This is a genomic window from Serratia sp. Je.1.23.a, from assembly GCF_051129805.1.
Taxonomy (GTDB): Bacteria; Pseudomonadota; Gammaproteobacteria; order Enterobacterales; family Enterobacteriaceae; genus Serratia; species Serratia liquefaciens.
In genome coordinates, this window is sequence record NZ_JBCPSR010000001.1 from 1,190,644 (window position 1) to 1,214,860 (window position 24,217).

22 protein-coding genes are annotated in these 24,217 nt (G+C 56.2%); 11 read left to right on the forward strand and 11 right to left on the reverse strand.

All coding sequences use genetic code 11. From position 1 onward, the window contains the following. Positions 1–31: 31 nt before the first annotated feature. Entirely contained in the window at positions 32–625 is a 594-nt protein-coding gene (locus AAZT04_RS05765) for an ATP-dependent Clp protease proteolytic subunit (RefSeq protein ID WP_434679242.1), read from the forward strand. Here AAZT04_RS05765 and AAZT04_RS05770 read toward each other — a convergent pair. The 3 genes from AAZT04_RS05770 to ychF form a co-directional block, all read right to left on the reverse strand. After that, entirely contained in the window at positions 611–1,174 is a 564-nt protein-coding gene (locus AAZT04_RS05770; RefSeq protein WP_129940305.1) for a TetR/AcrR family transcriptional regulator, read from the reverse strand. The two genes, AAZT04_RS05765 and AAZT04_RS05770, sit on opposite strands and share 15 nt — an antisense overlap. Next, positions 1,171–1,710: a dihydrofolate reductase family protein gene (locus tag AAZT04_RS05775; protein WP_129940306.1), complete on the reverse strand. Its 540-nt coding sequence runs from the start codon at positions 1,708–1,710 to the stop codon at positions 1,171–1,173. The genes AAZT04_RS05770 and AAZT04_RS05775 overlap by 4 nt, the downstream gene beginning before the upstream one ends. 123 nt (positions 1,711–1,833) lie before the next feature. Continuing rightward, complete coding sequence (gene ychF / locus AAZT04_RS05780) at positions 1,834–2,925, reverse strand: redox-regulated ATPase YchF (protein ID WP_020826439.1); 1,092 nt, start codon at positions 2,923–2,925, stop codon at positions 1,834–1,836. Between the two features lie 331 nt (positions 2,926–3,256). Between ychF and AAZT04_RS05785 the strand changes: the two genes are divergently transcribed. Next, positions 3,257–4,786, forward strand: a complete 1,530-nt coding sequence (locus tag AAZT04_RS05785) for a SulP family inorganic anion transporter (RefSeq protein WP_129940307.1) — start codon at positions 3,257–3,259, stop codon at positions 4,784–4,786. Between the two features lie 39 nt (positions 4,787–4,825). Here AAZT04_RS05785 and pth read toward each other — a convergent pair whose 3' ends face one another. Then, positions 4,826–5,416: an aminoacyl-tRNA hydrolase gene (gene pth, locus AAZT04_RS05790; RefSeq protein WP_020826441.1), complete on the reverse strand. Its 591-nt coding sequence runs from the start codon at positions 5,414–5,416 to the stop codon at positions 4,826–4,828. Between the two features lie 313 nt (positions 5,417–5,729). On the opposite strand from pth, the gene ychH reads away from it, so the two are divergent. Next, positions 5,730–6,008 (forward strand): stress-induced protein YchH, encoded by a 279-nt coding sequence (ychH, locus tag AAZT04_RS05795; RefSeq protein WP_041414467.1) that lies wholly within the window; start codon positions 5,730–5,732, stop codon positions 6,006–6,008. Positions 6,009–6,192: 184 nt separating this feature from the next. On the opposite strand, the gene prs is transcribed toward ychH, so the two are convergent. The 3 genes from prs to lolB form a co-directional block, all read right to left on the reverse strand. Next, the gene (gene prs / locus AAZT04_RS05800) at positions 6,193–7,140 is read right to left on the reverse strand and encodes a ribose-phosphate diphosphokinase (RefSeq protein ID WP_041414469.1); all 948 of its coding nucleotides are present in this window, start codon (positions 7,138–7,140) and stop codon (positions 6,193–6,195) included. Between the two features lie 173 nt (positions 7,141–7,313). Beyond that, positions 7,314–8,180: a 4-(cytidine 5'-diphospho)-2-C-methyl-D-erythritol kinase gene (ispE, locus tag AAZT04_RS05805; protein ID WP_020826444.1), complete on the reverse strand. Its 867-nt coding sequence runs from the start codon at positions 8,178–8,180 to the stop codon at positions 7,314–7,316. Further along, positions 8,177–8,800, reverse strand: coding sequence for a lipoprotein insertase outer membrane protein LolB (gene lolB / locus AAZT04_RS05810; RefSeq protein ID WP_020826445.1), 624 nt, complete (start codon positions 8,798–8,800; stop codon positions 8,177–8,179). Before lolB ends, ispE begins: the two co-directional genes overlap by 4 nt. 715 nt (positions 8,801–9,515) lie before the next feature. Between lolB and hemA the strand changes: the two genes are divergently transcribed. From hemA to kdsA, 6 genes are all read left to right on the forward strand, one after another. Then, on the forward strand, positions 9,516–10,778 hold the full coding sequence (gene hemA, locus AAZT04_RS05815) for a glutamyl-tRNA reductase (RefSeq protein ID WP_037420462.1): 1,263 nt from the start codon (positions 9,516–9,518) through the stop codon (positions 10,776–10,778). Between the two features lie 31 nt (positions 10,779–10,809). Further along, positions 10,810–11,895 carry a peptide chain release factor 1 gene (gene prfA / locus AAZT04_RS05820; protein WP_020826446.1) on the forward strand — a complete coding sequence of 362 codons (1,086 nt, stop codon included), beginning with the start codon at positions 10,810–10,812 and terminating at the stop codon, positions 11,893–11,895. Next, positions 11,895–12,767, forward strand: a complete 873-nt coding sequence (gene prmC, locus AAZT04_RS05825; protein WP_434679249.1) for a peptide chain release factor N(5)-glutamine methyltransferase — start codon at positions 11,895–11,897, stop codon at positions 12,765–12,767. The genes prfA and prmC overlap by 1 nt, the downstream gene beginning before the upstream one ends. A 13-nt stretch (positions 12,768–12,780) precedes the next feature. Then, a complete protein-coding gene (locus tag AAZT04_RS05830; RefSeq protein ID WP_046373829.1) occupies positions 12,781–13,179 on the forward strand; it encodes a SirB2 family protein in 399 nt (132 codons plus the stop codon). Then, positions 13,176–13,985, forward strand: a complete 810-nt coding sequence (sirB1, locus tag AAZT04_RS05835; protein WP_020826449.1) for an invasion regulator SirB1 — start codon at positions 13,176–13,178, stop codon at positions 13,983–13,985. The genes AAZT04_RS05830 and sirB1 overlap by 4 nt, the downstream gene beginning before the upstream one ends. A gap of 73 nt (positions 13,986–14,058) precedes the next feature. Then, a complete protein-coding gene (kdsA, locus tag AAZT04_RS05840) occupies positions 14,059–14,913 on the forward strand; it encodes a 3-deoxy-8-phosphooctulonate synthase (protein WP_020826450.1) in 855 nt (284 codons plus the stop codon). A gap of 84 nt (positions 14,914–14,997) precedes the next feature. On the opposite strand, the gene dauA is transcribed toward kdsA, so the two are convergent. Together dauA and AAZT04_RS05850 are read right to left on the reverse strand one after the other, a co-directional pair. Beyond that, the gene (gene dauA, locus AAZT04_RS05845) at positions 14,998–16,686 is read right to left on the reverse strand and encodes a C4-dicarboxylic acid transporter DauA (protein ID WP_176983943.1); all 1,689 of its coding nucleotides are present in this window, start codon (positions 16,684–16,686) and stop codon (positions 14,998–15,000) included. Between the two features lie 230 nt (positions 16,687–16,916). Continuing rightward, a complete protein-coding gene (locus AAZT04_RS05850) occupies positions 16,917–17,402 on the reverse strand; it encodes a heme-degrading domain-containing protein (protein ID WP_046373827.1) in 486 nt (161 codons plus the stop codon). 198 nt (positions 17,403–17,600) lie between these two features. Here AAZT04_RS05850 and AAZT04_RS05855 point away from each other — a divergent pair, with 198 nt between their 5' ends. After that, positions 17,601–18,701: a GGDEF domain-containing protein gene (locus AAZT04_RS05855; protein WP_404779746.1), complete on the forward strand. Its 1,101-nt coding sequence runs from the start codon at positions 17,601–17,603 to the stop codon at positions 18,699–18,701. A gap of 30 nt (positions 18,702–18,731) precedes the next feature. On the opposite strand, the gene mfd is transcribed toward AAZT04_RS05855, so the two are convergent. Further along, complete coding sequence (mfd, locus tag AAZT04_RS05860) at positions 18,732–22,211, reverse strand: transcription-repair coupling factor (protein WP_434679253.1); 3,480 nt, start codon at positions 22,209–22,211, stop codon at positions 18,732–18,734. A 252-nt stretch (positions 22,212–22,463) separates the two neighbouring features. Continuing rightward, positions 22,464–23,447, reverse strand: a complete 984-nt coding sequence (locus AAZT04_RS05865) for a threo-3-hydroxy-L-aspartate ammonia-lyase (RefSeq protein WP_116690699.1) — start codon at positions 23,445–23,447, stop codon at positions 22,464–22,466. A gap of 85 nt (positions 23,448–23,532) precedes the next feature. On the opposite strand from AAZT04_RS05865, the gene AAZT04_RS05870 reads away from it, so the two are divergent. After that, positions 23,533–24,174 (forward strand): helix-turn-helix transcriptional regulator, encoded by a 642-nt coding sequence (locus tag AAZT04_RS05870; RefSeq protein WP_048760668.1) that lies wholly within the window; start codon positions 23,533–23,535, stop codon positions 24,172–24,174. Positions 24,175–24,217 lie beyond the last annotated feature (43 nt).

Consider the following 24,217-nt stretch of genomic DNA (forward strand, 5'->3'; position numbering starts at 1 on the left):
ATTATTCCAATCTGAAAACAGGAGTTCACCGATGCGTGAATCGATGCTGCTCGTCCCGATGGTGGTAGAACAGACCAGCCAAGGAGAACGTTCGTTCGATATTTATTCGCGGCTGCTGCGCGACCGCATCGTTTTCCTGAACGGCAAGGTTAACGATCAGGTGGCAGAAATGCTCTGTGCTCAACTGCTGTTTCTCGAAGCTGAGAACCCGGATAAACCCATAAATTTATATATCAATTCACCGGGCGGGGTGATCACCAGCGGCTTCGCCATCTACGACACTATGCAGTACATCAACGCACCGGTGCATACGCTGTGTATGGGCACAGCTCGCTCGATGGGGTCATTCCTGCTGATGGCGGGAGAAGCCGGCCACCGGATGGCGTTGCCTAATGCCAGCCTGCACGTGCACCAACCACTGGGCGGTTTTCAGGGGCAAGCGTCAGATATCCTTATCCACGCCGAAGAGATGAAACGCACCAAGCACACAGTGATCCGCCTGTACGCCGAACACTGCGGTCGTAGCTACGAAGAGGTTGAGCGCTCACTCGATCGTGACCGCTTTATGAGCGCCGACCAAGCCGTAGAGTGGGGGCTGGTGGATAAGGTGCTACGGGCGCGATGATACGCTGTCCAGCAGACGATCAAGGGCCTGTAGATACTGTACTTGCAGGCTCTGCGCCTGTAGAGAGTCTCCCCGTACCGCGACAAGGGCCAAACCGCTGCCATGGGCATGATCAACCAAAATATCGCGCCACTGTAGGGGCTCTGTCGTCATCTCAGCCAGCAAGGCCGTAAGGCGATCGGTAATCTGACGGGTGACCCCGGCAAAGGCCTCAGGCGTGGCAAAGATTGCCAGCGTGAGCTGGGGATGATAGCCGACTGCGCGATGATAGCGCGTGAGCAATGTTCGAATTTCTGTCCGCGGATCAGCCAATCCGTTCAACCCCTCCATGGCTTCGGCATAGACGCGATCGGACAAAGCACGCAATAGCCCGGCCAGATCACCAATATGGTGATACAGGCTCATCGGCGTGACGCCCAGCCGAGTGGCGAGTGTACGCATCGTCAGCCCTTGTCCACCACTTTCATCCAGCAGGCCAAGAGCGGAATCCAGAATGTCATCCCGCGTTACTCCTTTTCCGTTGGTTGGACGCCCGCGTGGACGAGTCATTGGGGCAATACCTGATAGTGGGATTGCACCAGGCCCGAAGGAAAGCTCCGGTTCGACAGTAATTTTAAATCAATGTCCTGTTGCAGCGAGCCGAACAGAGGCCTGCCCGAACCAAGCAGTACGGGAACCTTGGTGATCACCATATCGCTAACCAACCCTTCGCGCAGAAAGGACTGTATTAATTGCCCGCCATCCACATAGACGCGGTGCACATTCTGTGTAGCCAACTGCTCAAGCGCATATTTTGGCGTGAGGTTGGCGAACCGGACTTTACCTGTCAGGGCAGAAGGGACCGGCTCATTAGCCAGTTGTTTGGACAGTACGAGTACCGGGAGGTCATAAGGCCAGCTATCGAAGGTGAGTACCTTTTCATAAGTCCCTCTCCCCATCAGGATCATGTCTTTGTCAGCGATAAAGGTATCGAAGCCATGATCTTCTGCCGAGGCGTCGCGTTGCAATAACCAGTCGATGTCGCCATCTTGCCGAGCGATAAAACCGTCCAGGCTGGTGGCGATGAAAACGTGTGTAGTGATCATTGAATGCTCCATATTTATACGCTGTATATTATTGCGTTGGTATGGCCCAAAATCAACATTACCGGTTAAAACAAAAAATCCACGCCGGGGCGTGGATTTTGGAGTTTGCTGCAGAGGCGGGAGTTAGACGTTAAACAAGAAGTTCATGACGTCACCGTCTTTAACGATGTAGTCTTTACCTTCTGAACGCATCTTGCCAGCTTCTTTGGCACCTTGCTCACCCTTGTAGGTGATGAAGTCTTCAAAAGCGATGGTCTGGGCGCGGATAAAGCCTTTTTCGAAGTCGGTGTGGATCTTGCCGGCTGCCTGCGGGGCGGTAGCGCCAACCGGGATGGTCCAGGCGCGGACTTCTTTCACACCGGCGGTGAAGTAGGTCTGCAGGTTCAGCAACTCGTAACCGGCGCGGATCACGCGGTTCAGGCCCGGCTCTTCCAGGCCCAGTTCCGCCATGAATTCTTCGCGGTCTTCGTCTTCCAGCTCGGCGATATCGGATTCTACTGCGGCGCACACGGCAACCACAACCGAGCCTTCGCCCGCAGCGATTTCACGCACTTTGTCCAGGTACGGGTTGTTTTCGAAACCGTCTTCGTTGACGTTGGCGATGTACATGGTTGGTTTCAGCGTCAGGAAGCTCAGGTAGCGGATTGCCGCCTTGTCTTCTTCGGACAGATCCAGCGCACGCAGCATGCCGGCGTTTTCCAGCTGTGGCAGGCATTTTTCCAGAGCTGCCAGTTCCGCTTTCGCGTCTTTGTCGCCGCCTTTGGCTTTCTTCTGCACGCGGTGGATCGCGCGTTCGCAGGTGTCGAGATCCGACAAGGCCAGTTCGGTGTTGATGACGTCGATGTCGTCAGCCGGGTCAACTTTGTTGTTAACGTGGATGATGTTGTCGTTTTCGAAGCAGCGAACCACGTGGCCAATCGCTTCGGTTTCGCGGATGTTGGTCAGGAACTGGTTACCCAGACCTTCACCTTTGGACGCGCCCTTGACCAGGCCGGCGATGTCGACGAATTCCATGGTGGTTGGCAGGATACGCTGTGGCTTGACGATCTCGGCCAGCTGGTCCAGACGCGGATCGGGCATCGGCACCACACCGGTGTTAGGTTCAATGGTGCAGAACGGGAAGTTGGCTGCTTCGATACCCGCTTTGGTCAACGCGTTGAACAGGGTGGATTTGCCTACGTTAGGCAGGCCGACGATACCGCATTTGAATCCCATGTTGTTATCACCTTAAATATCTTAACTATCAGCCGGTTAGGTTTAACCCACTGCATAAAGGACGAAATAATGGCGCCATTATACACGTAATGGCCGTTTTTCTCGATCTGGCTGTGTGTGATGGGTAAATGCCGAGGCAGTGCCGGTTTTTGATTGAGATTTAGATCACATTTACACATACTGACACTTCTGATTAACCTACAGGAAACGTGCCGGATGTCCTTCTTGCCCAGTCCACCCTAAGCTCTCTCCCTCCTGAGGTTTGCCGCGCCCTGCGGCCTTGGTTCCCGTGCTGCGGGAATGTGTTTTATCTGTCAGAAGTGAATAATCCATGTTTAACCTGAACAATTTCAGGCTGTCGGCCGTCAAGAACGAGGTGCTGGCGGGCTTTGTGGTGGCGGTTTCAATGATCCCGGAAGCGGTCGGCTTTTCGCTGGTCGCCGGGCTTTCTCCGATCGTCGGGTTGCACACCGCCTTTATTATCGGGCTGGTCACCGCGCTGTTTGGCGGCAAGCCGGGCATGGTGTCGGGTGCGGCCGGTTCAATCGTGGTGGTGCTGATGAGCCTGGCAGCGCAGTACGGCATGGGGTACGTACTGTGGGCGACGATTTTTGCCGGGGTTATCCAAATCCTGATCGGCATTTTCCGCCTGGGTAAGTTTATCCGACTGGTGCCGCTGCCCGCGGTTCACGGCTTCGTGAACGGGTTGGCGATTGTCATTATGCTGGCGCAACTGCATATGATTGCCGGGCAGGGGCCGCTGATGTATGGGCTGGTGGCGCTGGCGATCCTGGTGGTGGTGTTCTTCCCACGGTTAACGCGCATCATCCCCGCGTCACTGGCGGCGCTTATCGTGGTGTCTGCTCTGGCAATCGGGTTTAACCTGCAAACGCTGCGGGTCGGCGATTTGGCGGACATCTCCGGTGCATTACCGCACTTCAGCCTGCCGATGGCGCCTTTTACCCTCGAGATGCTGAAAGTGGTGTTGCCGTACGCAGTGGTAATCGCGCTGGTGGGGCTGATCGAATCGCTGCTTACCATGACGGTGCTGGATGAAATGGGCGGCAAGAAAGGCAACGGCAACCGCGAGAGCATCGCCCAGGGGGCTGGCAACGCGGTTTGTGGCCTGTTTGGTTGTTTCGCCGGTTGCGCAATGATTGGCCAGTCGATCATCAACTTCACTTCAGGCGGGCGTGGGCGCATCTCCGGCGCGGTAGGCGCAATACTGCTGATTCTGTTTGTGGTCAGTCTGTCGGGCTATATCGGCCTGTTGCCGGTGGCGGCGCTGGCCGGGGTGATGCTGGTGGTGTGTTACAACACCTTTGAGTGGAGCTCGCTGCGCCGTCTGCGCCGGATGCCGAAGGCAGATGCGCTGGTGATGCTGCTGGTGACCCTGATTACCATCTTTACCGATCTGGCGATGGCGGTGATCAGCGGGGTGATCATTTCGGCGCTGGTATTTGCCTGGCAGCAGGCACGTATTCGCGTGCGTCAGCATCGGGTGGAAGGTGAGGTGGCGGTATATCAGTTGGACGGGCCGCTGTTCTTCGGCTCCACCACGGCCTTTGCCGAACTGTTCGAACCGAAAAACGATCCGCAAAATGTGGTGCTGGATTTTGCCGGTACCCGGGTGATGGATTCCAGCGGCGTGGAGGCGATTGATAAACTGACGGCACGCTATCTGTCGGCGGGGAAAACCATTCGGCTACGTCATCTGAGCGGTGACTGTGTACGCCTGTTGAAACAGGCCGGCCCGTTTTGCAGCCATGAACTGGACGATCCGCAATATTACGTGGCGGAAGAGGGCTACCAAACCGATGACGCAAACGTCGGCGAAGAAACCTTTAAACTGCGCACCTAAGGCAGATTGCAGCGGGCGCGACGCCCGCTGCAACGATGATCAGGCCTGCGCCTTGAAGCTGTGCAGGCGACGAACGGTTTTTTCCAACCCGTCAGTCAGCAACACTTCCGTACAGCGTGCGGCTTCATCGATCGCTTCATCAATCATTTTTTGTTCGCTGGCCGGTGGCTTGCCGAGCACGAAACCTACCACTTTGTTTTTATCGCCCGGGTGGCCTATGCCGATGCGCAAGCGATAGAAATTCGGGTTATTGCCAAACTTGTTCTGAATATCCTTCAGCCCGTTGTGGCCACCGTTGCCGCCGCCCAGTTTGATCTTGGCAACGCCGGGGGGAATATCCAGCTCGTCATGCGCCACCAGGATCTCGTCCGGCTCGATGCGATAGAAATTGGCCATCGCCAATACCGCTTTGCCGCTGAGGTTCATAAAGGTGGTAGGCACCAACAGCCGCACGTCGTTGCCGGCCAGGTTCAGCCGGGCGGTGTAGCCGAAGAACTTGCTCTCTTCTTTGAGCTGCTGGTTATGGCGCTGGGCCAGTAAATCGACGTACCAGGCGCCGGCGTTGTGCCGCGTCTGCGCGTATTCAGCGCCCGGATTCGCCAGGCCGACTATCAATTTAATACTGCTCACTGGGAGATTCGCTATGATCGATATAATGGAAAGGGCAATAGTCTACCTGTCGACGCCACGAATGACAAAATCCTGATATGCCCGGTCGCGCATTGACGGAACTATAGACAGAAAAGAGAATAATTCATTAGCGGAATCATTCAATTTGATCGCTAATAGACTCATTCTGGTAAAGTTTTGTCATGTTTTCTTTACCATTTGTGATCCTCTCCGCAATCACCTTGTCCAACCAGGGTCTATACTTAACTTATCAAAGTGGGTTAACCAGTTAGAGAGTTATCCCGGTTGGCACATGGCACTATGGAGGTGGCATATGAAACGTAGAAACGCGGACAGAATGGGCAACTTTTTTATGGGGCTGGGCCTGGTCGTGATGATCGGCGGTGTCGGATACTCCATTGTTGCTGAAGTTTCGCAGTTCAACCTGCCGCAGTTTTTCGCCCATGGCGCAATCATGAGTATCTTCGTGGGTGCGTTGTTGTGGCTGGTTGGTGCGCGTATTGGCGGTCGTGAGCAGGTAGCGGACCGTTACTGGTGGGTAAAACACTTTGATAAACGTTGCCGCAACGATCATCATCGTTCGTCACATTGATTAGAAAGAGAGAAGGGAACAGGCGTTACGGCAAAGGAAATCTGCCGCGCATTAAGGCTTAAGGTCATGTTTGACTACTCGTAGAAAACCCGTTGCTGCTATGCACCAACGGGTTTTTCTTTTTCTGCTTTCGGGCCATCAATCCCTTCGGTACGGCAGGGCGCCGCACCGAAAAGAGAACTGATTAATGCTCGAACATCGCAGAAATTGACTCTTCGTTGCTGATACGGCGGATGGCTTCAGCCAGCATGCCAGACAGCGTCAGAGTGCGTACGTTTTTCAGGGCCTTGATTTCTGGAGACAGCGGAATGGTGTCGCAGACAATCACTTCATCAATTACCGAGTTGCGGATGTTTTCCACGGCGTTACCGGAGAAGATCGGGTGCGTCGCGTAGGCAAATACGCGCTTGGCACCGCGTTCTTTCAACGCTTCAGCCGCTTTACATAAGGTACCGCCGGTATCGATCATATCGTCAACCAGTACACAGTCACGGCCTGCTACGTCACCAATGATGTGCATCACCTGAGAAACGTTCGCGCGCGGGCGGCGTTTATCGATGATAGCCATATCGGTGTCGTTCAGCAGTTTGGCGATTGCGCGGGCGCGCACTACGCCGCCGATGTCTGGGGAAACCACGATTGGGTTCTCCAGATTCTGTTGCAGCATGTCTTCCAGCAGGATCGGGCTACCGAACACGTTATCTACCGGAACATCGAAGAAGCCTTGGATCTGTTCAGCGTGCAGATCCACCGTCAAAACGCGGTCAACCCCTACACTGGAGAGGAAATCGGCTACAACTTTGGCCGTGATTGGCACACGAGCAGAACGCACGCGGCGATCCTGGCGGGCATAACCGAAGTAAGGGATAACAGCAGTAATACGACCTGCGGAGGCGCGACGCAGGGCATCTACCATAACGACCAGTTCCATCAGGTTGTCGTTGGTAGGGGCACAGGTGGACTGGATGATGAAAATATCACCGCCGCGTACATTTTCGTTGATTTGCACGCTCACTTCGCCGTCGCTAAAACGACCTACTGCGGCGTCACCAAGGCTGGTGTACAAACGGTTGGCAATACGTTGTGCTAGTTCCGGGGTGGCGTTACCAGCAAAAAGCTTCATATCAGGCACGAGAAGAACCTCAGGCATGCGTCCAGAGAAGATATTGTCATTCGGCCTTCGCTAAGGGGCAGTTAGCGACGCCGGCGCAATATCATACGGGTGTGTAAAAAAACAACGTGAAACCGAAGCGGCGCAGGGATTACAGGGCCAGGTGTGAATGACCCTGCGCAGCGAAACGAGAACTACGGTTTCATCTGCCCGGAACGGATGCGATGTAGTGGAGAGACGTTAACGCCACGCGCTACAAAACCACGTATCCACTCCGGGGCTTGATTTAACACCTGACGGGCGGCGGTTTCTGTGTCGAATTCAGCAAACACACAAGCACCTGTGCCAGTCAGGCGTGACGGCGCGTATTCTAACAGCCAAGAAACAAGCTGTTCAACCTCGCGAAAACGTTTTCTTGCTATAGGTTCGCAATCATTTGCGTAAGTTGCCTGTAACAGCACACTTAACGGACGAACCGGGGTGTCTCTTTTTAATTCCGCATCGCCAAAAATTGCCGGGGTAGGGATGCTGACCCCCGGATGCGCCACCAGATACCATTTTTCCTGTGGGTTGGCCGGCTGCAAACGCTCACCGATGCCTTCGGCGAACGCTGCATGGCCACGCACGAAAACAGGGACGTCGGCACCGAGCGCCAGCCCCAGTTCTGCAAGCTGGTCGTCGCTCAAACCGCAGCGCCACAGTTCATTCAGCGCAACCAGCACCGTAGCGGCGTTGGAGGAGCCACCCCCCAGCCCGCCGCCCATCGGCAGCCGCTTTTCGATGCTGATGTCGGCACCCCGTGGCGCGGTATTCAGTCCATGGCGATCGCAATACTGTTGCAGCAGACGTGCGGCGCGGACAATCAGGTTTTCTTCATCCGGCACGCCCGCCACCGGGGTCAGCAGGTGAATACGGTCATCCTGTCGCACATCGATGGTCAGCGTGTCGCCGTAATCCAGAAACTGAAACAGCGTCTGCAACAGGTGATAGCCGTCTTCACGTTGGCCGGTAATGTATAAAAACAAATTAAGTTTAGCTGGCGATGGCCACTGACGGATCATTTGAGCGTCCAATTATCCATTTTCAGTTTGATGCGCTGGTCACCCTGTTTCAGCTCAAGTCGGCTTGGCAACTGCGGTTGCAGGCTGTTGTTGTAGTCCTGGTAGTCAACGGTCCAGGTCTGTCCGCCTTGCTGGTAGGTCAGCGAGTTCAGGCGATACTGGTCATCCAGCTTGAAGTCGTTGGCTTCACCCGGCAGGCCGAGCATCCATTGGCGCAGGTTGTCCAGCGGGATTGCCATACCGGTCAGTTTGCGGATCATCTCTTCGGCATTGTCGCTGACATAGCGCTTGCCCTGATTGTCGGTCAACTGCACCACATTTTTCTGCACGTTGAGATCAAGCTCGGTGCTGCCAAGTGGGTTGGTCAGCAGCAGGCGGTAACGATCAGACGAATACTGCTGCCAGAAGAAGCGCGCGTAGACTTTTTTCTGATCGGACAGGTAGGCGAAAGAGCCCCGGGTCTGATACTGCTCAAGCTGTTGCACCGCTTGCTCATGGGCGCGCCATTGCGGTGATGTCGGGCTGGTGGCCGGGCCGCTGGGTTTGGTGGTGGTACAGGCAGCCAGCACCAGGCTGGCCAGCGGGATCAGGCGTAGCAAACTAACTTTGCGGATTGGCATAACTTTCTCTTGTCCTTTTGTCCTTACGGGCACGCACAGCGAGACCTTGGTATCAGCGTTTACGCTAGCGGGGTAGCGCCGGCGCGTCAATTTTTTGCTGCATCGCTTTGAATCTGGCCGGCTTTGTCACCGCTGTTAGCCTCGGGGGTATGCGCTGCGTTTGCACATAAGATTAACACAATCGCCCAACCCTGCCGCTGTGGGCACAAGAATATCTCTCTGGTCGGGCGGAGGCCGTTGGCGTTTAGTTGAGGTTGCTAGCAGTATGCTGCAATAGTTTATCGCCGGAGGAGAATACAAGGTCATGAAGCTGTCAGTACGCATTGTTATTTCGCTGTTATGCTTCGCGGGTGCGGCATTTTTTTATCTTCAGGCAAAGCATGTTTTTTGTCAGCAGGTCTCTTTTCTTTTGGATCCCACCTTTCGTTGCGGCACTTTAGGTTGGTAAACGCCGGATATTTGATCGCCGCCTGGCGGCTTAGGGGTTATCGTTATTGCTGAATACTGTGCGGAATATCGCATACTGCACTAAAATTCAGTATGTTATGTCGTCGAATTAATTGTCATCCCGCTGTATTTATTAGCAATTTATCGATTGATGCTGACTATTTCAGCGATTGAACGGAAGATGCGGTTGTTACTTTTATTGAGCCCGCGCATCAAGTAGAATGCCGTTCAACGAGAACCCGTACCAAAAGAAGTATTACTCGAAGCAATGACCCTGCTGGCGTTAGGTATAAATCACAAAACCGCTCCGGTTTCTCTGCGTGAAAGGGTGACCTTCTCCCCAGAGTCGATCGAACAGGCGCTAACCAGCTTGCTCCAACAACCGTTGGTGCAGGGCGGTGTCGTGTTGTCTACCTGCAACCGCACCGAACTTTATCTTAGCGTGGAGCAACAGGAACATATTCACGAACAGCTGGTTGCCTGGCTGTGTGAATACCACCATCTGCGCCCGGAAGAAGTGAGCAAAAGCCTGTATTGGCACCACGGCAACGACGCCGTCAGCCATCTGATGCGCGTAGCCAGCGGTCTGGATTCGCTGGTGTTGGGTGAACCGCAGATCCTCGGCCAAGTGAAAAAAGCCTTTGCCGAATCGCAACGCGGCCAGTCGCTTTCCGGTGAGCTTGAACGGCTGTTCCAAAAATCCTTCTCTGTCGCAAAACGCGTACGTACCGAAACAGAAATCGGTGCCAGTGCGGTCTCTGTGGCCTTTGCAGCCTGTACGTTGGCGCGTCAAATCTTCGAATCACTTGCCGAATTGAACGTGCTGCTAGTGGGCGCCGGTGAAACCATTGAACTGGTGGCGCGCCATCTGCGCGAGCACAAAGTTCGGCATATGATTATTGCCAACCGTACCCGCGAACGTGCGCAATTGCTGGCGGACGAAGTTGGCGCGGAAGTGATCACATTACCGGAAATCGACGAACGCCTGGCGGACGCCGATATCATCATCAGTTCTACCGCCAGCCCGCTGCCGATCATCGGTAAAGGGATGGTGGAGCGCGCGCTGAAAGCGCGTCGCAACCAGCCGATGCTGCTGGTGGATATCGCCGTACCGCGTGATATTGAACCGGAAGTAGGCAAGCTGGCCAACGCCTATCTGTATAGCGTGGACGATCTGCACGCCATCATTCAAAGCAACCTGGCGCAGCGCAAAGCCGCGGCGGTGCAGGCGGAATCGATCGTTCAGCAGGAAAGCACCAACTTTATGGCCTGGCTGCGCTCACAGGGCGCAGTGGAAACCATCCGCGACTACCGCTCGCAGGCCGATCAGATCCGTGCGGAAATGGAAGCCAAAGCCCTGGCCGCGATTGCGCAGGGCGCCGACGTGGAGCAGGTTATCCACGAGCTGGCCCATCGGCTGACCAATCGTCTTATTCATGCCCCTACCAAATCCCTCCAGCAGGCCGCCGGCGATGGCGACGTGGAGCGGTTGCAATTATTACGCGACAGCCTCGGGCTGGATCAGCATTAGTTTTCTCTTTTAACAGGGTTTAATACCACGCATGAAGCCTTCTATTGTTGCCAAACTGGAAGCGTTACAAGAGCGCCATGAAGAAGTGCAGGCGCTGCTCGGCGATGCCGGCGTTATTGCCGAGCAGGATCGGTTCCGTGCGCTGTCGCGCGAATATGCACAGTTGACCGATGTCAGCCGCTGTTTCCTGGAATGGCGTCAGGTGCAGGACGATCTGGCTACGGCGGAAATGATGCTGGACGATCCGGAAATGCGTGAAATGGCGCAGGAAGAGTTGAAACAGGCCAAGGCCGCGACGGAAGAGCTGGAACAGCAGCTGCAACTGCTGCTGTTACCGAAAGATCCGGATGACGAGCGCGGTTGTTTCCTGGAAGTACGCGCCGGGACCGGCGGCGACGAAGCGGCGATTTTCGCCGGCGACCTGTTCCGCATGTACAGCCGCTATGCCGAAATGCGCCGCTGGCGCGTCGAGATCATGAGCGCCAACGAAGGCGAGCATGGCGGTTATAAAGAAGTGATTGCCAAGGTTTCTGGCGACGGTGTTTACGGCCAGCTCAAATTTGAATCCGGCGGTCATCGCGTACAGCGCGTGCCGGAAACCGAGTCGCAGGGGCGTATTCATACCTCCGCGTGCACCGTGGCGGTGATGCCGGAAATACCGGAGGCTGAACTGCCGGAGATCAACGCGGGCGATCTGAAAATTGACACCTTCCGTTCCTCAGGCGCAGGTGGTCAGCACGTTAACACCACCGACTCGGCGATCCGTATTACCCACTTGCCGACCGGCATTGTGGTGGAGTGTCAGGACGAGCGCTCACAGCACAAGAACAAAGCCAAAGCGATGGCGGTGTTGGGTGCGCGTATCCGTGCAGCAGAAATGGCCAAGCGCCAGCAGGCAGAAGCTTCAACCCGTCGTAACCTGCTGGGCAGTGGCGATCGTTCAGACCGCAACCGTACCTATAACTTCCCGCAGGGGCGTGTCACTGACCACCGTATCAACCTGACGCTGTACCGTCTGGACGAGGTGATGGAAGGCAAGCTCGACATGCTGATCCAGCCGATTGTGCAGGAATACCAGGCTGACCAGCTTGCTGCGCTGTCCGCCGAGCAGGAGTAATGGACTATCAATCCTGGCTGAAGGCGGCGGTTGCCCGCCTGACGCAGAGTGAAAGCGCCCGACGCGATGCGGAAATCCTGCTGGGGTTCGTGACCGGCCGGGCCAGAACTTTCCTGATGGCGTTTGGCGAAACCGTGCTGACGCCGCAAGAGCAAGAGCAGTTGGAGAGATTGTTGGCACGCCGTGAACGCGGTGAGCCGGTAGCTTATCTGATTGGCGAGCGCGAATTTTGGTCGTTGCCGCTGTCGGTATCGCCCGCCACCCTGATCCCGCGTCCGGACACCGAATGCCTGGTGGAGTTGGCGCTGGAGCTTTTGCCCTCATCCCCTTGCGCCATTCTCGATCTCGGTACCGGTACCGGCGCCATCGCCCTGGCGTTAGCCAGCGAACGCCCAGACTGCAAAGTGACCGGCGTCGATTTACAGCCGGAAGCGGTGGCGTTGGCCAAGCACAATGCGCAGAAGCTGTCGATCGGCAACGCGCAGTTCCTTCAGGGCAGTTGGTATGCCCCACTGGTCGGAGAAACTTTTGCTCTGATCGCCAGCAACCCTCCTTATATCGACGCCGCCGACCCGCATTTGGCACAGGGCGACGTACGTTTTGAGCCAAGTAGCGCTCTGGTGGCGCCACAGCAGGGGCTGGCGGATTTGTCCGCTATCGTGCAGCAGGCGCCGTATCACCTGCAATCACAGGGTTGGCTGCTGCTTGAACATGGCTGGCAGCAGGGAGAAAGCGTACGCGCACTGCTGCAGGCCGCCGGTTTTATTTCGATCGATACCCGACGCGATTATGGCGGTAACGATCGCGTCACCTTTGGCCAATGGCCGCAGCAATCACTGAAAACCAAAAATAACGAAGCACACAGCGATTAAATAAGGAAGCGATATGGCAGTCTACTCGGCGTTAAAACATCTGCATTTGTTGACGGTCACCATCAGTATTGTCTTGTTTGTATTGCGTTTCTTCTGGAAATGGCGCAATTCGGCTATGATGAACAAACGTTGGGTGAAGATAACCCCGCATATAAATGATACGGTGTTGTTCGTCAGCGGCATCGCACTGGTGGTGATGTTCAAGTTATATCCGCTGTTGGGTATGGACTCATGGCTGACCGAGAAGCTGTTTGGCGTTATTATCTATATCCTGCTTGGCTACGTCGCATTGGGCAAGAAGACCAAAAACCAGAACCTGCGCACACTGGCGTTTGTGCTGGCATTGGGCTGTTTGTACCTGATAATTAAACTTGCCACGACGAAAATACCCTTTCTGATGGGATACTTATGAGTAGTATTGCTGATTTTGAATTTAACACCTCGCTGCTGAGCGAGGGCGTGATCCTGGTATCGCAGTCCGTGCGGCGTGATTTCCCCGCCGCCGAGGTCGAACGCAAGCTGCAACAGCTGGTCGACGAAGCGCGTGCGGCCGTGCCGCAGGATCTCAGCCAGGAACAGCAACTGGACGCACTCATTGAATTGTTCTTCAAAACCTGGGGTTTTGGCGGCGCCAGCGGCGTGTATCGCCTGTCCGACGCTATTTGGCTCGACAAGGTGCTGGAAGGTCGTCAGGGCACGCCGGTTTCGCTCGGCACCATTTTCCTTCATATCGCCGCTCATCTGGATTTACCGCTGCTGCCGGTTATTTTCCCCACTCAACTGATCCTGCGGGCAGACTGGCTGGATGAAGAGATGTGGTTGATCAATCCATTGAACGGCGAGACGCTGAACGAACACCAGTTGGAAGTGTGGATCAAGGGCAACCTGGGTCTGGGCGCCGAACTGGAAGACGACGATCTCGATGAGTCAGAAAACGTCATGGTGGTGCGTAAGATGTTGGATACGCTCAAAGCCGCCCTGATGGAAGAAAAACAGATGGAAATGGCGCTGCGCGCCAGCGAAACGGTGTTGTGCTTCGATCCGGAAGACCCTTACGAAATCCGTGACCGCGGGCTGATTTACGCCCAGTTGGAATGCAACCATATCGCGATTTCCGATCTTAACTATTTTGTCGAACAGTGTCCTGAAGACCCGGTCAGCGAAGTGATCAAGGTACAGATCCACTCGATTGAACCGAAACAGGTTACGCTGCATTAATTCATTTACTATGCCCTGAACGCGACAGGCCAAGGCTTGCGGCACGACGGGTAACTTCAATAAAGGCGAAAGCATGAAACAGAAAGTGGTTAGCATTGGTGACATCGACGTAGCGAACGATCTGCCGTTTGTGCTGTTTGGCGGTATGAACGTGCTGGAATCGCGCGATCTGGCGATGCGCATCTGTGAACACTACGTCACCGTGACGCAAAAACTGGGCATCCCTTACGTTTTCAAAGCCTCCTTTGACAAAGCCAACCGTTCTTCTATCCACTCCTACCGGGGGCCGGGTCTGGAAGAGGGGATGAAGATCTTCGAAGAAATCAAAAAAACCTTCGGCGTGAAAATCATCACCGACGTTCACGAAGCGTCACAGGCTCAGCCGGTGTCCGAAGTGGTTGACGTGATCCAACTGCCGGCATTCCTGGCGCGTCAGACCGATCTGGTGGAAGCGATGGCGAAAACCGGTGCGGTGATCAACGTCAAGAAGCCACAGTTCGTCAGCCCGGGCCAAATGGGCAATATCGTCGACAAATTCAAGGAAGGCGGTAACGATCAGGTGATCCTGTGCGATCGCGGCAGTAACTTTGGTTACGATAACCTGGTGGTCGATATGCTTGGCATCAACGTTATGAAAAACGTGACGGGCGGCCATCCGGTGATCTTTGACGTGACCCATGCTCTGCAGACTCGCGATCCCTTCGGCGCAGCTTCTGGCGGCCGTCGGGCGCAGGTTGCCGAACTGGCGCGTGCCGGTATGGCGGTTGGCCTGGCAGGTCTGTTCATCGAAGCGCACCCAGAGCCAAACAGCGCCAAATGTGACGGCCCGTCCGCGTTGCCGCTGGACAAGCTGGAGCCGTTCCTGGTGCAGATGAAAGCCATCGACGACCTGGTGAAGAGCTTCCCAGAGCTGGACACCAGCAACTAAACATTTTCACAGCTGTTATTTGTAGGGGCGCAGCATACTGCGCCCGCTATGGTTTAAAGCCCGATTCGTCGGGCTTTTTGTTTTTCAGGCATCGAGCGCTGCAAGCGCTTCAGGCAGCGTCGCGTAGAAATGCAGTTTCCCCTCAATCGGCTGTATCCGTGCCCTTGCCAGCGTTTTCAACGGCTGGAAAGGCATGTCGGTGATTGCCAACTGTTTGCCGGCCGGCAGGGCTTCGATAAAGCGTTGCAAGGCATCCAGTCCCCCGGCATCCAGCACCGGCACCGCATCCCACTGCAAGACGATCACGTCATAATTTTCGCTGCGCACCAGTAGCTCGTTAAAAATACGCTCGGCGGCGGCGAAGAACAGCGGGCCATTCACCCGCAGCACCAATCGGCCGTTGTCGGCACTCAGTTCGCTCAGGCGCGTCATGCGCGCAATGCGGCGCATAAACAGCAGCGAGGCCAGCACAATGCCTACGGTAATGGCGATCACCATATCGAACAGCACCGTCAGCGACATGCACAGCAGCATCACCAGAATGTCGTCTTTCGGCGCTCGCCGCAGCAGATAAACCACCTTGTGCGCCTCGCTCATATTCCAGGCCACCATCAGCAACAGCGACGCCATTGCAGCCAGCGGCAGCCAGGACAACCACGGTGCCAGCACCAGTAACGCCAGCAGTACCAACAACGCATGGATGATGGCCGAGACCGGGGAGGTGGCACCGGCGCGTACGTTGGCGGCAGAGCGTGCAATGGCCGCGGTGGCGGTAATGCCGCCGAAGAAAGGCGCAATGATGTTGCCCGCACCCTGGCCGATAAGTTCGGTATTGGAGTTGTGCTTCTTGCCGGTCATCCCGTCCAGCACCACCGCGCACAGCAGGGATTCTATGGCCCCGAGCATCGCCATGGAGAAAGCAGCCGGCAGCAGGGCGGAAAGCGTTTGCCAGCTTAACGCCATCGGCTTACCGTCACCGGCCGGTAAATCCCACGGCAGCATCAGCTGCGGCAGAATGGGCGGTATGCCCTGGCCGTGGGTGCCGTCGGCCAGCAGATAGCTGAAGCGCGAGCCGATGGTCGCAACCGGGTGGTCAAACAGCGCCAGAATACCCATAACCGCGGTACCCGCCAGCAGTGCGGGTAAATGGCCCGGTACCCGCAGGCCGAGCTTGGGCCAGAAGATAAGGATCAATAGGGTCACTGCGCCGATCAGGGTGTCGCCGACGTCCAGCGTCGGCAGCGCCTGCAGCAGGGCGTAAACCTTGCCCACATAGTGTTCTGGCACCACCGCCATTTGCAGGCCAAAGAAATCCTTCACCTGCATGGTAGCAATGGTGATGGCGATACCGGAGGTAAAGCCTAACGTCACCGACAGGGGAATGTACTCAATCAGGCGACCGAAACGCGCCAGTCCCATGATGACCAGAAACAGTCCGGAAAGCAGGGTGGCGATCAGAAGGCCCGAGAGGCCGAACTGCTGCGACACCGGATAGAGGATCACCACAAACGCGGCGGTAGGCCCGGAAACGCTGTAGCGGGAACCACCGCTGATGGCGATGACAATCCCGGCAACCGCTGAGGTGTACAGTCCATATTGGGGGGGAACGCCACTGGCAATCGCCAACGCCATCGCCAGCGGGATCGCGATAATGCCGACGGTGACGCCGGCGATGGCATCTTTTAGCAGGCGTTGCAGGGAATAGGGATCTCGCCAACAGGCATCAATCAGCGCGCTGAACGGCCTAATGCCGTTAATTTCATGCGTTTTCATCTGAGGTGTAAACCAAGTCTATAAAAGAGAACGGAATGGCGGGCCGGATGCGGTCCGTCTCGAATAGCTGATAGACACCATACGCCTGTTGTGCCGGCGATTCCTAGATATACATCAATGCACTTCGGAAAATCAGACTTATACTCTTTCAGGAACGGGATAAATGACAAGTTACAGGCAGGCCGCGGTTTAGGCGGCCTGCGCAGAAAGAATAGGCCAGGTTATACCGCTTAGTGGACCGCCGGTAGGGATAATCCGAGAAAATGCGCCAGGGTGCCGACCAACAGATTGTGATCTTCCAACTGGGGTGAGCCAGAAATGCTGATGGTGCCAATGCAGCCCACGCCACCAAGATTGATCGGGAAGGCGCCACCGTGTGCCGAGTAATCGCTGACGCTCAGGCCATAGCGTTCTTCCAGGGTCGATTGTCGTTGCTGCAGGCGCAGGCCAATCGCGTAAGAGCTCTTGTGGAAGTGCTTCACCACATTGCGTTTGCGCCGTACCCAATCGGCGATATCGGGGGTAGTGCCGGGCATGGCGTAATAAAACAGCGTTTGCCCCGCGAGCTGGATCTCAATAGCGATCGACAGGCGGCGCTGTTCGGCCGCTGATTTCAATGCAGAGCCCAGCTCCCAGGCGGTGTTATGGTCAAAATGGCTGAAGGTCAACGTGGTTTCTTGTTCGCTAAGCGCGTGCAAATCATCATCGATATTCATGGTCGCCCCCTTTATTGGTTGCCAACAGATTATCCTGAACAGAATTTATGGGATAGATACCTTGGAAATAACATAGAACTGCTAATCTATTATTAACCTGAGTAATAATATGTACGATGCCGAAATGGATGAGACAGGGAATGCTCAAAATTCGTCGCTAAATCCCCCTGTCGATTCCGTGGAGCCTATCGAATATTTATGACTTACGTCGCGTCAATTCCCACCCTGTATAGTGACGCCTGCATTACCTATGCCACGCTGTCCGTCAGCTATTTTGCCCTCAGTAAAAATGCGCCTTTTTCTTATCAGTCCGAAGGATGGAAGCGTATAGTCTTTGGCCTGCTTGCCGGGCTGGCGGTGCTGTTTCTCAATCAGGACCGGCTGGAGTTGAGCGGTAACCTGCATTTCAGCTTTGCCATGATCCCGATGATACTGGTGACCTTTTATGGCGGGGCGGTCAGTGGACTGGTCTGCTACCTGATGTCGCTGGCATTTACGGGAGGCTTGACCGTCGATAATCTGTTTATCGGTTCGATCATCATTCCATTGCTGTTGTCGCGTGTGTGGTTGATAAAGTCGAATCGGGTGTTTTATCTCACCATTGGCATCATTGCGCTGTACCGTATCGGAGTGGTCTGGTTATTGGCAGATATACGCGCGCTATGGGGTGATGTGTTGTTGTATCAGGCGGTCTCGGCCCTGTGTCTGGCTATATGCTTCCACGGGCTGAATTTCAAAGAGCGCCATATCCACGCTTATTTCTCTATGCGTGATAAAGCCACCACCGACAGCCTCACCCATATCAATAATCGCGCCAGCGTAGACTATCGACTCATGCTGCAGCAGGCGGAGCGCAGCCCCTGCGGGTTGATGATCCTCGATCTGGATAATTTCAAACGAATCAACGACACCTACGGCCATTTGGCCGGAGACCTGCTGCTGGCTCGCGTCGGACAACTGTTGCAAAGCAGCGTGCGCAGTGAGGATTTCGTCGGTCGTTATGGCGGTGAGGAATTTATCGTGATCACCGCCAGTTATGATCCGACGGTGATTGGCGGTGTGGCGGAGCGCATACGACGCAGCGTGGAAACGACGTTATTTTTGCTGGATGAAGACGTCGAGGCACGTATCACGGTTTCTATCGGTGCGTCGTTATACCTGCCCGGCATGGCGTTGGACAAGGCAATAGAGGTCACGGATGAGGCGCTGTATGACGCCAAGCGGCAGGGGAAAAATCGGGTGGTCTGCAGCAGGCTGATGCAGCTTGCCCCGCTGGGTGCCGGTTTTCGGCAGGAATAACCCCTCCTGAAGGTTCAGGAGGGGGATAGGTCAGGCCGCCAGAGTATGTTCGCGGAATGCGGTCAGCAGTTCCTCGGTAAACTTAAGGCGTTTCTGACGGTCGGTCAGATCCAGCATAAACTTCAACTTGGTCGGCCCATCCAGGCGATAGATCTGCGGGTTGCTTTGCAACAGGCCAATCAAATAGCCAGGATCGACCCGATTCTTCTCACCAAACTCGATAAAACCACCGCGCTCATTACCTTCGATGCGCTTGATCCCCAGCTTCTGTGCATGTTGACGCAGCGCCGCACTTTGCAGCAGGTTGCGCGCCGCATCAGGCAGCAGGCCGAAACGGTCGATCAACTCCACTTTCAACTCTTCCAGCTCGGCGTCGTTTTTCGCGCTGGCGATGCGTTTGTAGAACGACAGGCGCGTGTTGACGTCTGGGATATAGTCATCTGGTAGCAGGGCCGGCATGCGCAGCTCCACCTCGGTCTGGTTGCTGGTAAGATCTTCCAGCGAAGGTTCGCGCCCGTGTTTGAGTGCATCCACCGCGCTTTCCAACAGTTCCATGTACAGCGAAAAGCCGACTGTGGTCATCTGGCCGCTCTGGTCTTCGCCCAGCAGTTCGCCCGCGCCGCGGATCTCCAGATCGTGGGTAGCCAGGGCAAAACCGGCGCCCAGATCTTCCAGTGAAGCGATGGCCTCCAGCCGCTTATGCGCGTCGGTGCTCATGGCTTTCGGATTTGGCGTCAGCAAATAAGCATAGGCCTGATGGTGAGAACGTCCGACGCGACCGCGCAACTGATGCAGTTGCGCCAGCCCGAAACGATCGGCGCGTTCGATGATAATGGTATTGGCGCTGGGAATATCGATACCGGTTTCGATAATGGTGGTACAGACCAGTACGTTAAAGCGCTGGTGGTGGAAATCGTTCATCACCCGTTCCAAATCACGTTCGCGCATCTGGCCGTGGCCAATGGCGATACGCGCTTCTGGCACCAGCTCAGCCAGTTTTTCCGCCGCCTTCTCGATATTTTCCACGTCGTTATACAGATAATAAACCTGACCGCCGCGCAGCACTTCACGCAGGATAGCCTCGCGCACCACCAGGCTGTCGTATTCGCGCACGAAGGTTTTCACCGCCAAACGACGCGCCGGGGGGGTAGCGATAATCGACAGGTCACGCATGCCGCTCATCGCCATATTCAACGTACGCGGGATTGGCGTCGCGGTGAGCGTCAGAATATCCACATCGGCACGCATCGCCTTGATGCGTTCTTTGTGGCGAACGCCGAAGCGGTGTTCTTCATCGACGATCAGCAGCCCCAAATCTTTCCAGCGCAGATCGCTCTGCAGCAGTTTGTGGGTACCGATGATGATGTCTACCTTACCGTCGACGGCATCGTCCATCACCTGTTGCTGCTCTTTGGCGCTACGGAAACGCGACATCATCTCGATGCGGATCGGCCAGGTGGCGAAGCGGTCGCGGAAGTTGTCAAAATGCTGCTGCGCCAGCAGGGTGGTTGGTACCAACACCGCCACCTGCTTGCCGTTTTCTACCGCCAGGAAGGCGGCACGCATCGCCACTTCGGTTTTGCCGAAGCCGACGTCGCCACAGACCAGACGATCCATGGCCAGGGGTTGGCACATGTCGCTCAGCACGGCGTTGATTGCCTGCTCCTGATCTGGCGTGGTTTCAAACGGGAAACTTTGGCAGAACAGCTGATACTGCTCACGGTTATGTTTAAAGGCGAAGCCGGTTTTGGCCGCGCGCTGTGCGTAAATATCCAGCAGTTCCGCCGCAACGTCTCGCACCCGTTCGGCGGCTTTTTGCCGTGCGCGCGTCCAGGCGTCTCCACCCAACTTGTGCAGCGGGGCGTTTTCGTCCGCACCGCCGGCGTAGCGGCTGATCAGATGCAATGAAGAAACCGGCACGTAGAGTTTGTCTTCGCCGGCGTAGGCCAGGATCAGGTATTCGGCCTTGATGCCGCCGGCTTCCAGCGTGGTCAGGCCAACGTAACGCCCGACGCCGTGCTCCAGGTGCACCACCGGCTGGCCAGGGTGCAGCTCCGCCAGGTTGCGGATCAGCACATCGGTATTAATGGTGCGCCGGTTGTCCTGGCGACGGCGGCTAACGCGCTCGCCGAGCAGATCGCTTTCGCAGATCAGCGCCCGGTTGCGCATGCCGTCGAGGAAGCCGCGTTCGGAGGCGCCGACCATCATGTAGCGACCAGCCGGCTCGGCCTGATCGAGATGCTGGATCAAGGCGGTGCTGAGCTTGATGCGGCCGAGCAAATCCTGCAGCGTTTCACGGCGGCCTTCACTTTCCACCGAGAAAATGATGCTGCCGTCGAAGCTTTCGGTAAAACGACGCAGGTTGTCCAGCGGCGCTTTCTGTTGGGCTTGCACCGCCAGATCAGGCAGGGTGCGATAATCCAGATTGGTGTTGCCGGCTTTGGCGGGCAGCTCTTCGGTTTTCAGCGCCATACGCGGCCAGGCTTTCAATTCGCTAAACAGCTCGTCAACCCGCAGCCACAGGCTTGGCGGCGCCAGCAGTGGGCGCATAGGATCGACCCGGCGGCTCTCGTAGCGTTGGTTAACGTCCAGCCAGAAACGATCGGCTGCGTTCTCCAGATTGCCGGTATTGACGATCAGCGTGTTCTCCGGCAGGTAGCTGAACAGTGACGGCAGCGGTTGGCTGAAGAACAGCGGTTGCCAGTATTCGATACCGGCCGGCCAGGTGCCTTTGCTGACCTGCTGATAAATATGTTCGGCGTCGCGGCGCACCTCAAACTGCTCGCGCCATTGGCTGCGGAACAGTTCGATGGCGTTTTTGTCGGTAGGGAATTCATGGGCCGGCAGCAGATTGATGGCCTCGACTTCGTTCAGCGTACGCTGGTTGTCGACATCAAAGGTGCGCAGGCTGTCGATTTCATCGTCGAAGAAATCGATGCGGTAAGGTTCTTCGCTGCCCATGGGGAACAGGTCGAGCAGCGCGCCGCGGGTGGCAAACTCACCGTGCTCCATTACCTGATCGACGCTGCGGTAGCCGGCCTGTTCCAGTTGGGCGCGCAGTTTGTCGCGTGACAGACGCTGGCCTTTTTTCATCACCAGCGCGTGGCCGTGCAGAAACTCGTGCGGACAAACGCGCTGCATTAAGGTATTGACCGGCAGAATAATTACGCCACGGGCCATGGTCGGCAGATGGTACAGGCTCGACAGGCGGGTAGAGATGATTTCCTGATGCGGCGAGAAGCTGTCGTAAGGCAGGGTTTCCCAGTCGGACAGGGTGGTTACCATCTGGTCGGTAAACTGCTGAATTTCGTCGCGCAACCGCAGGGCATTTTGCATGTCCGGGGCGATCAGCATCACCGGCCCGTTATGACGTTCGACGATCTCGGCGCACTCCACGGCGCAGGCCGAGCCGGTCAGCTGCCCCAACTGGCGCAAATCGCCCGCGCGTTCAGGCAGGGAATAACGGGAGGATGACGATGAAGAACGGTTAGGGTTATCGGAGGTGCTCATTAAGGTATCTTTAATCAATGTGTTAAATTTCGCCCGGCACAGATTACAACGCGCCTTTACCCGGTAATACTAGCCCACTGAGCCATAAACTGACATAGGTAAAAGCGCGAAACCCGTCGTCTTTCAAGCGGCGACTTTCAAATGTACTGCAGGCAGATTCGTCGCTCCAGTAACGTTAGCGGGCGAATAAATTCGCCCCGATGACTCAGCCATAGGCCAGAGATTGAAGGTTGTATTGCCCGTAATGCAGAGTTATTCCTGCGCGCCCATGGCAAGATAGTCGGCGATTTTATCAACGTCGACGTTGCCGCCGCTGACGATCACCCCGACCTTTTTACCCCGCAGGTCGAGCAGTGAATTCATCGCCGCCGCCGCGGCCAGGCAGCCTGTGGGCTCGACCACCATTTTCATCCGTTCCATAAAGAAACGCATCTGTCGGCACAGCTGCTGGTCGCTGACCGTTAAAATATCTTCTACATACTGTTGAATGATCGGGAACGTCAGCGTGCCCACCTGCTGCGTTTGCGCACCGTCGGCGATGGTTTTTGGCACTGGGATCTGTACCGGCTGGCCGCTACGGAACGCCAGCTGAACGTCGTTACCTGCCTGTGGTTCAACGCCGAAAACGCGGCACCCGGGCGACCAGTGGTGTGCCGCCACCGCGCTGCCCGCCAGCAAACCACCGCCGCCGGTGCACACCAACAAAACATCCAGCGGCCCGACTTCCTCAATCAACTCTTTGGTAGCGGTGCCTTGGCCGGCGATCACCTGTGGGTAATCATAAGGCGGCACTATCGTCAGGCCCTGTTCGGCTGCCAACCGCTGGGTTATGGCAGCACGGTCTTCGCTGTGCCGCTGATAAATCACGACGTTGGCGCCGTAGCCGCGCGTTGCTGCCAGCTTGGTTGCCGGTGCGTCGTGCGGCATCACTATGGTCACCTTGACCCCCAGTTCCCGTGCCGCCAATGCCATTGCCTGCGCATGGTTGCCGGAGGAGAAGGCAATTACACCAGCCTGGCGCTGCGCCGGGCTCAATTGAGCAATAGAATTGTACGCGCCACGAAACTTGAAGGCGCCTACACGCTGGAAGTTTTCGCACTTGAAGAACAGCTGCGCCCCGGCGATGTTGTCGGCCTGCTGCGAGGTCATGACCGGTGTGCGCAGGGCATGTCCTGCCAGAATTTCGGCGGCGGTAGAGATATCGGCGGCGGTGATGCAGTGGGGCGTTGAACTCATGGCGACCTCGTCTGGTGAAAGGTTGATTGATTACCCGATTATTTTAATTTACTCTTTGTAAAGTTATTGTCAAATGGTTAAGTTTATGAGCGATCTCAGGCAGGAAAATGCGCTGCTGTTGCGCGAAGCGGAAAAAATTGTTCAGGCACTGGGCGCGATGTTTGCGCCCAGCTGTGAAGTGGTGTTGCACGATCTGACGCAACCGAATCATGCCATCGTCAGCATCGCCAATAACCTGTCGAACCGCAGTATCGGCGATGCCGCCAGCGAAATGGGGCTTGAGCGTATCGCCTCGCCGGATTTTCCGGACGTGGTGCAAAACTATGCCAATGCGTTCCCGGATGGGCGTCCGGCCAAGAGCACCTCCATTGGTCTGCGCAACAGCCAGGGGGTCTACGTGGCGGCGATCTGCCTTAACCTGGACGTTTCAATCTTCAACAGCGTCAACGCCATCCTGCAACAACTGACCGCGGTGGTACAGAGCACGCCGCAGGCGGCGGATGAAGGGGCTCGCTCACTGTCCGACATTGCTTCAGTGATCAACAACTTTGCCGCTTCGCATGCCACTGCACCGCGCGCGCTCACGTCTGAGCAGCGTGTTCAGGTGATCCAGCAACTAAAGCAGCAGGGCTATCTGCAACTGCGCGGGGCAGCCACCATGGCGGCGGAGGCGCTGGGGATTTCCCGGGTGTCGGTTTACAACCTGTTAAAGCGCGATGCCGGGTGACGTGCTGCCGCTGGCGCGATCGACGGAATAAAAGGCGTCAGGG

Excerpts from the sequence above, each read along its gene's own strand:
- AAZT04_RS05870 (WP_048760668.1), top strand. The coding sequence starts at position 23,533 with ATGAGCGATCTCAGGCAGGAAAATGCGCTGCTGTTGCGCGAAGCGGAA.
- hemA (WP_037420462.1), top strand. The coding sequence starts at position 9,516 with ATGACCCTGCTGGCGTTAGGTATAAATCACAAAACCGCTCCGGTTTCT.
- AAZT04_RS05865 (WP_116690699.1), bottom strand. The coding sequence starts at position 23,447 with ATGAGTTCAACGCCCCACTGCATCACCGCCGCCGATATCTCTACCGCC.
- AAZT04_RS05775 (WP_129940306.1), bottom strand. The coding sequence starts at position 1,710 with ATGATCACTACACACGTTTTCATCGCCACCAGCCTGGACGGTTTTATC.
- prfA (WP_020826446.1), top strand. The coding sequence starts at position 10,810 with ATGAAGCCTTCTATTGTTGCCAAACTGGAAGCGTTACAAGAGCGCCAT.
- AAZT04_RS05830 (WP_046373829.1), top strand. The coding sequence starts at position 12,781 with ATGGCAGTCTACTCGGCGTTAAAACATCTGCATTTGTTGACGGTCACC.
- lolB (WP_020826445.1), bottom strand. The coding sequence starts at position 8,800 with ATGCCAATCCGCAAAGTTAGTTTGCTACGCCTGATCCCGCTGGCCAGC.
- AAZT04_RS05765 (WP_434679242.1), top strand. The coding sequence starts at position 32 with ATGCGTGAATCGATGCTGCTCGTCCCGATGGTGGTAGAACAGACCAGC.
- AAZT04_RS05770 (WP_129940305.1), bottom strand. The coding sequence starts at position 1,174 with ATGACTCGTCCACGCGGGCGTCCAACCAACGGAAAAGGAGTAACGCGG.
- dauA (WP_176983943.1), bottom strand. The coding sequence starts at position 16,686 with ATGAAAACGCATGAAATTAACGGCATTAGGCCGTTCAGCGCGCTGATT.
- mfd (WP_434679253.1), bottom strand. The coding sequence starts at position 22,211 with ATGAGCACCTCCGATAACCCTAACCGTTCTTCATCGTCATCCTCCCGT.
- AAZT04_RS05850 (WP_046373827.1), bottom strand. The coding sequence starts at position 17,402 with ATGAATATCGATGATGATTTGCACGCGCTTAGCGAACAAGAAACCACG.
- AAZT04_RS05785 (WP_129940307.1), top strand. The coding sequence starts at position 3,257 with ATGTTTAACCTGAACAATTTCAGGCTGTCGGCCGTCAAGAACGAGGTG.
- kdsA (WP_020826450.1), top strand. The coding sequence starts at position 14,059 with ATGAAACAGAAAGTGGTTAGCATTGGTGACATCGACGTAGCGAACGAT.
- prmC (WP_434679249.1), top strand. The coding sequence starts at position 11,895 with ATGGACTATCAATCCTGGCTGAAGGCGGCGGTTGCCCGCCTGACGCAG.
- AAZT04_RS05855 (WP_404779746.1), top strand. The coding sequence starts at position 17,601 with ATGACTTACGTCGCGTCAATTCCCACCCTGTATAGTGACGCCTGCATT.
- sirB1 (WP_020826449.1), top strand. The coding sequence starts at position 13,176 with ATGAGTAGTATTGCTGATTTTGAATTTAACACCTCGCTGCTGAGCGAG.
- ychF (WP_020826439.1), bottom strand. The coding sequence starts at position 2,925 with ATGGGATTCAAATGCGGTATCGTCGGCCTGCCTAACGTAGGCAAATCC.
- ychH (WP_041414467.1), top strand. The coding sequence starts at position 5,730 with ATGAAACGTAGAAACGCGGACAGAATGGGCAACTTTTTTATGGGGCTG.
- ispE (WP_020826444.1), bottom strand. The coding sequence starts at position 8,180 with ATGATCCGTCAGTGGCCATCGCCAGCTAAACTTAATTTGTTTTTATAC.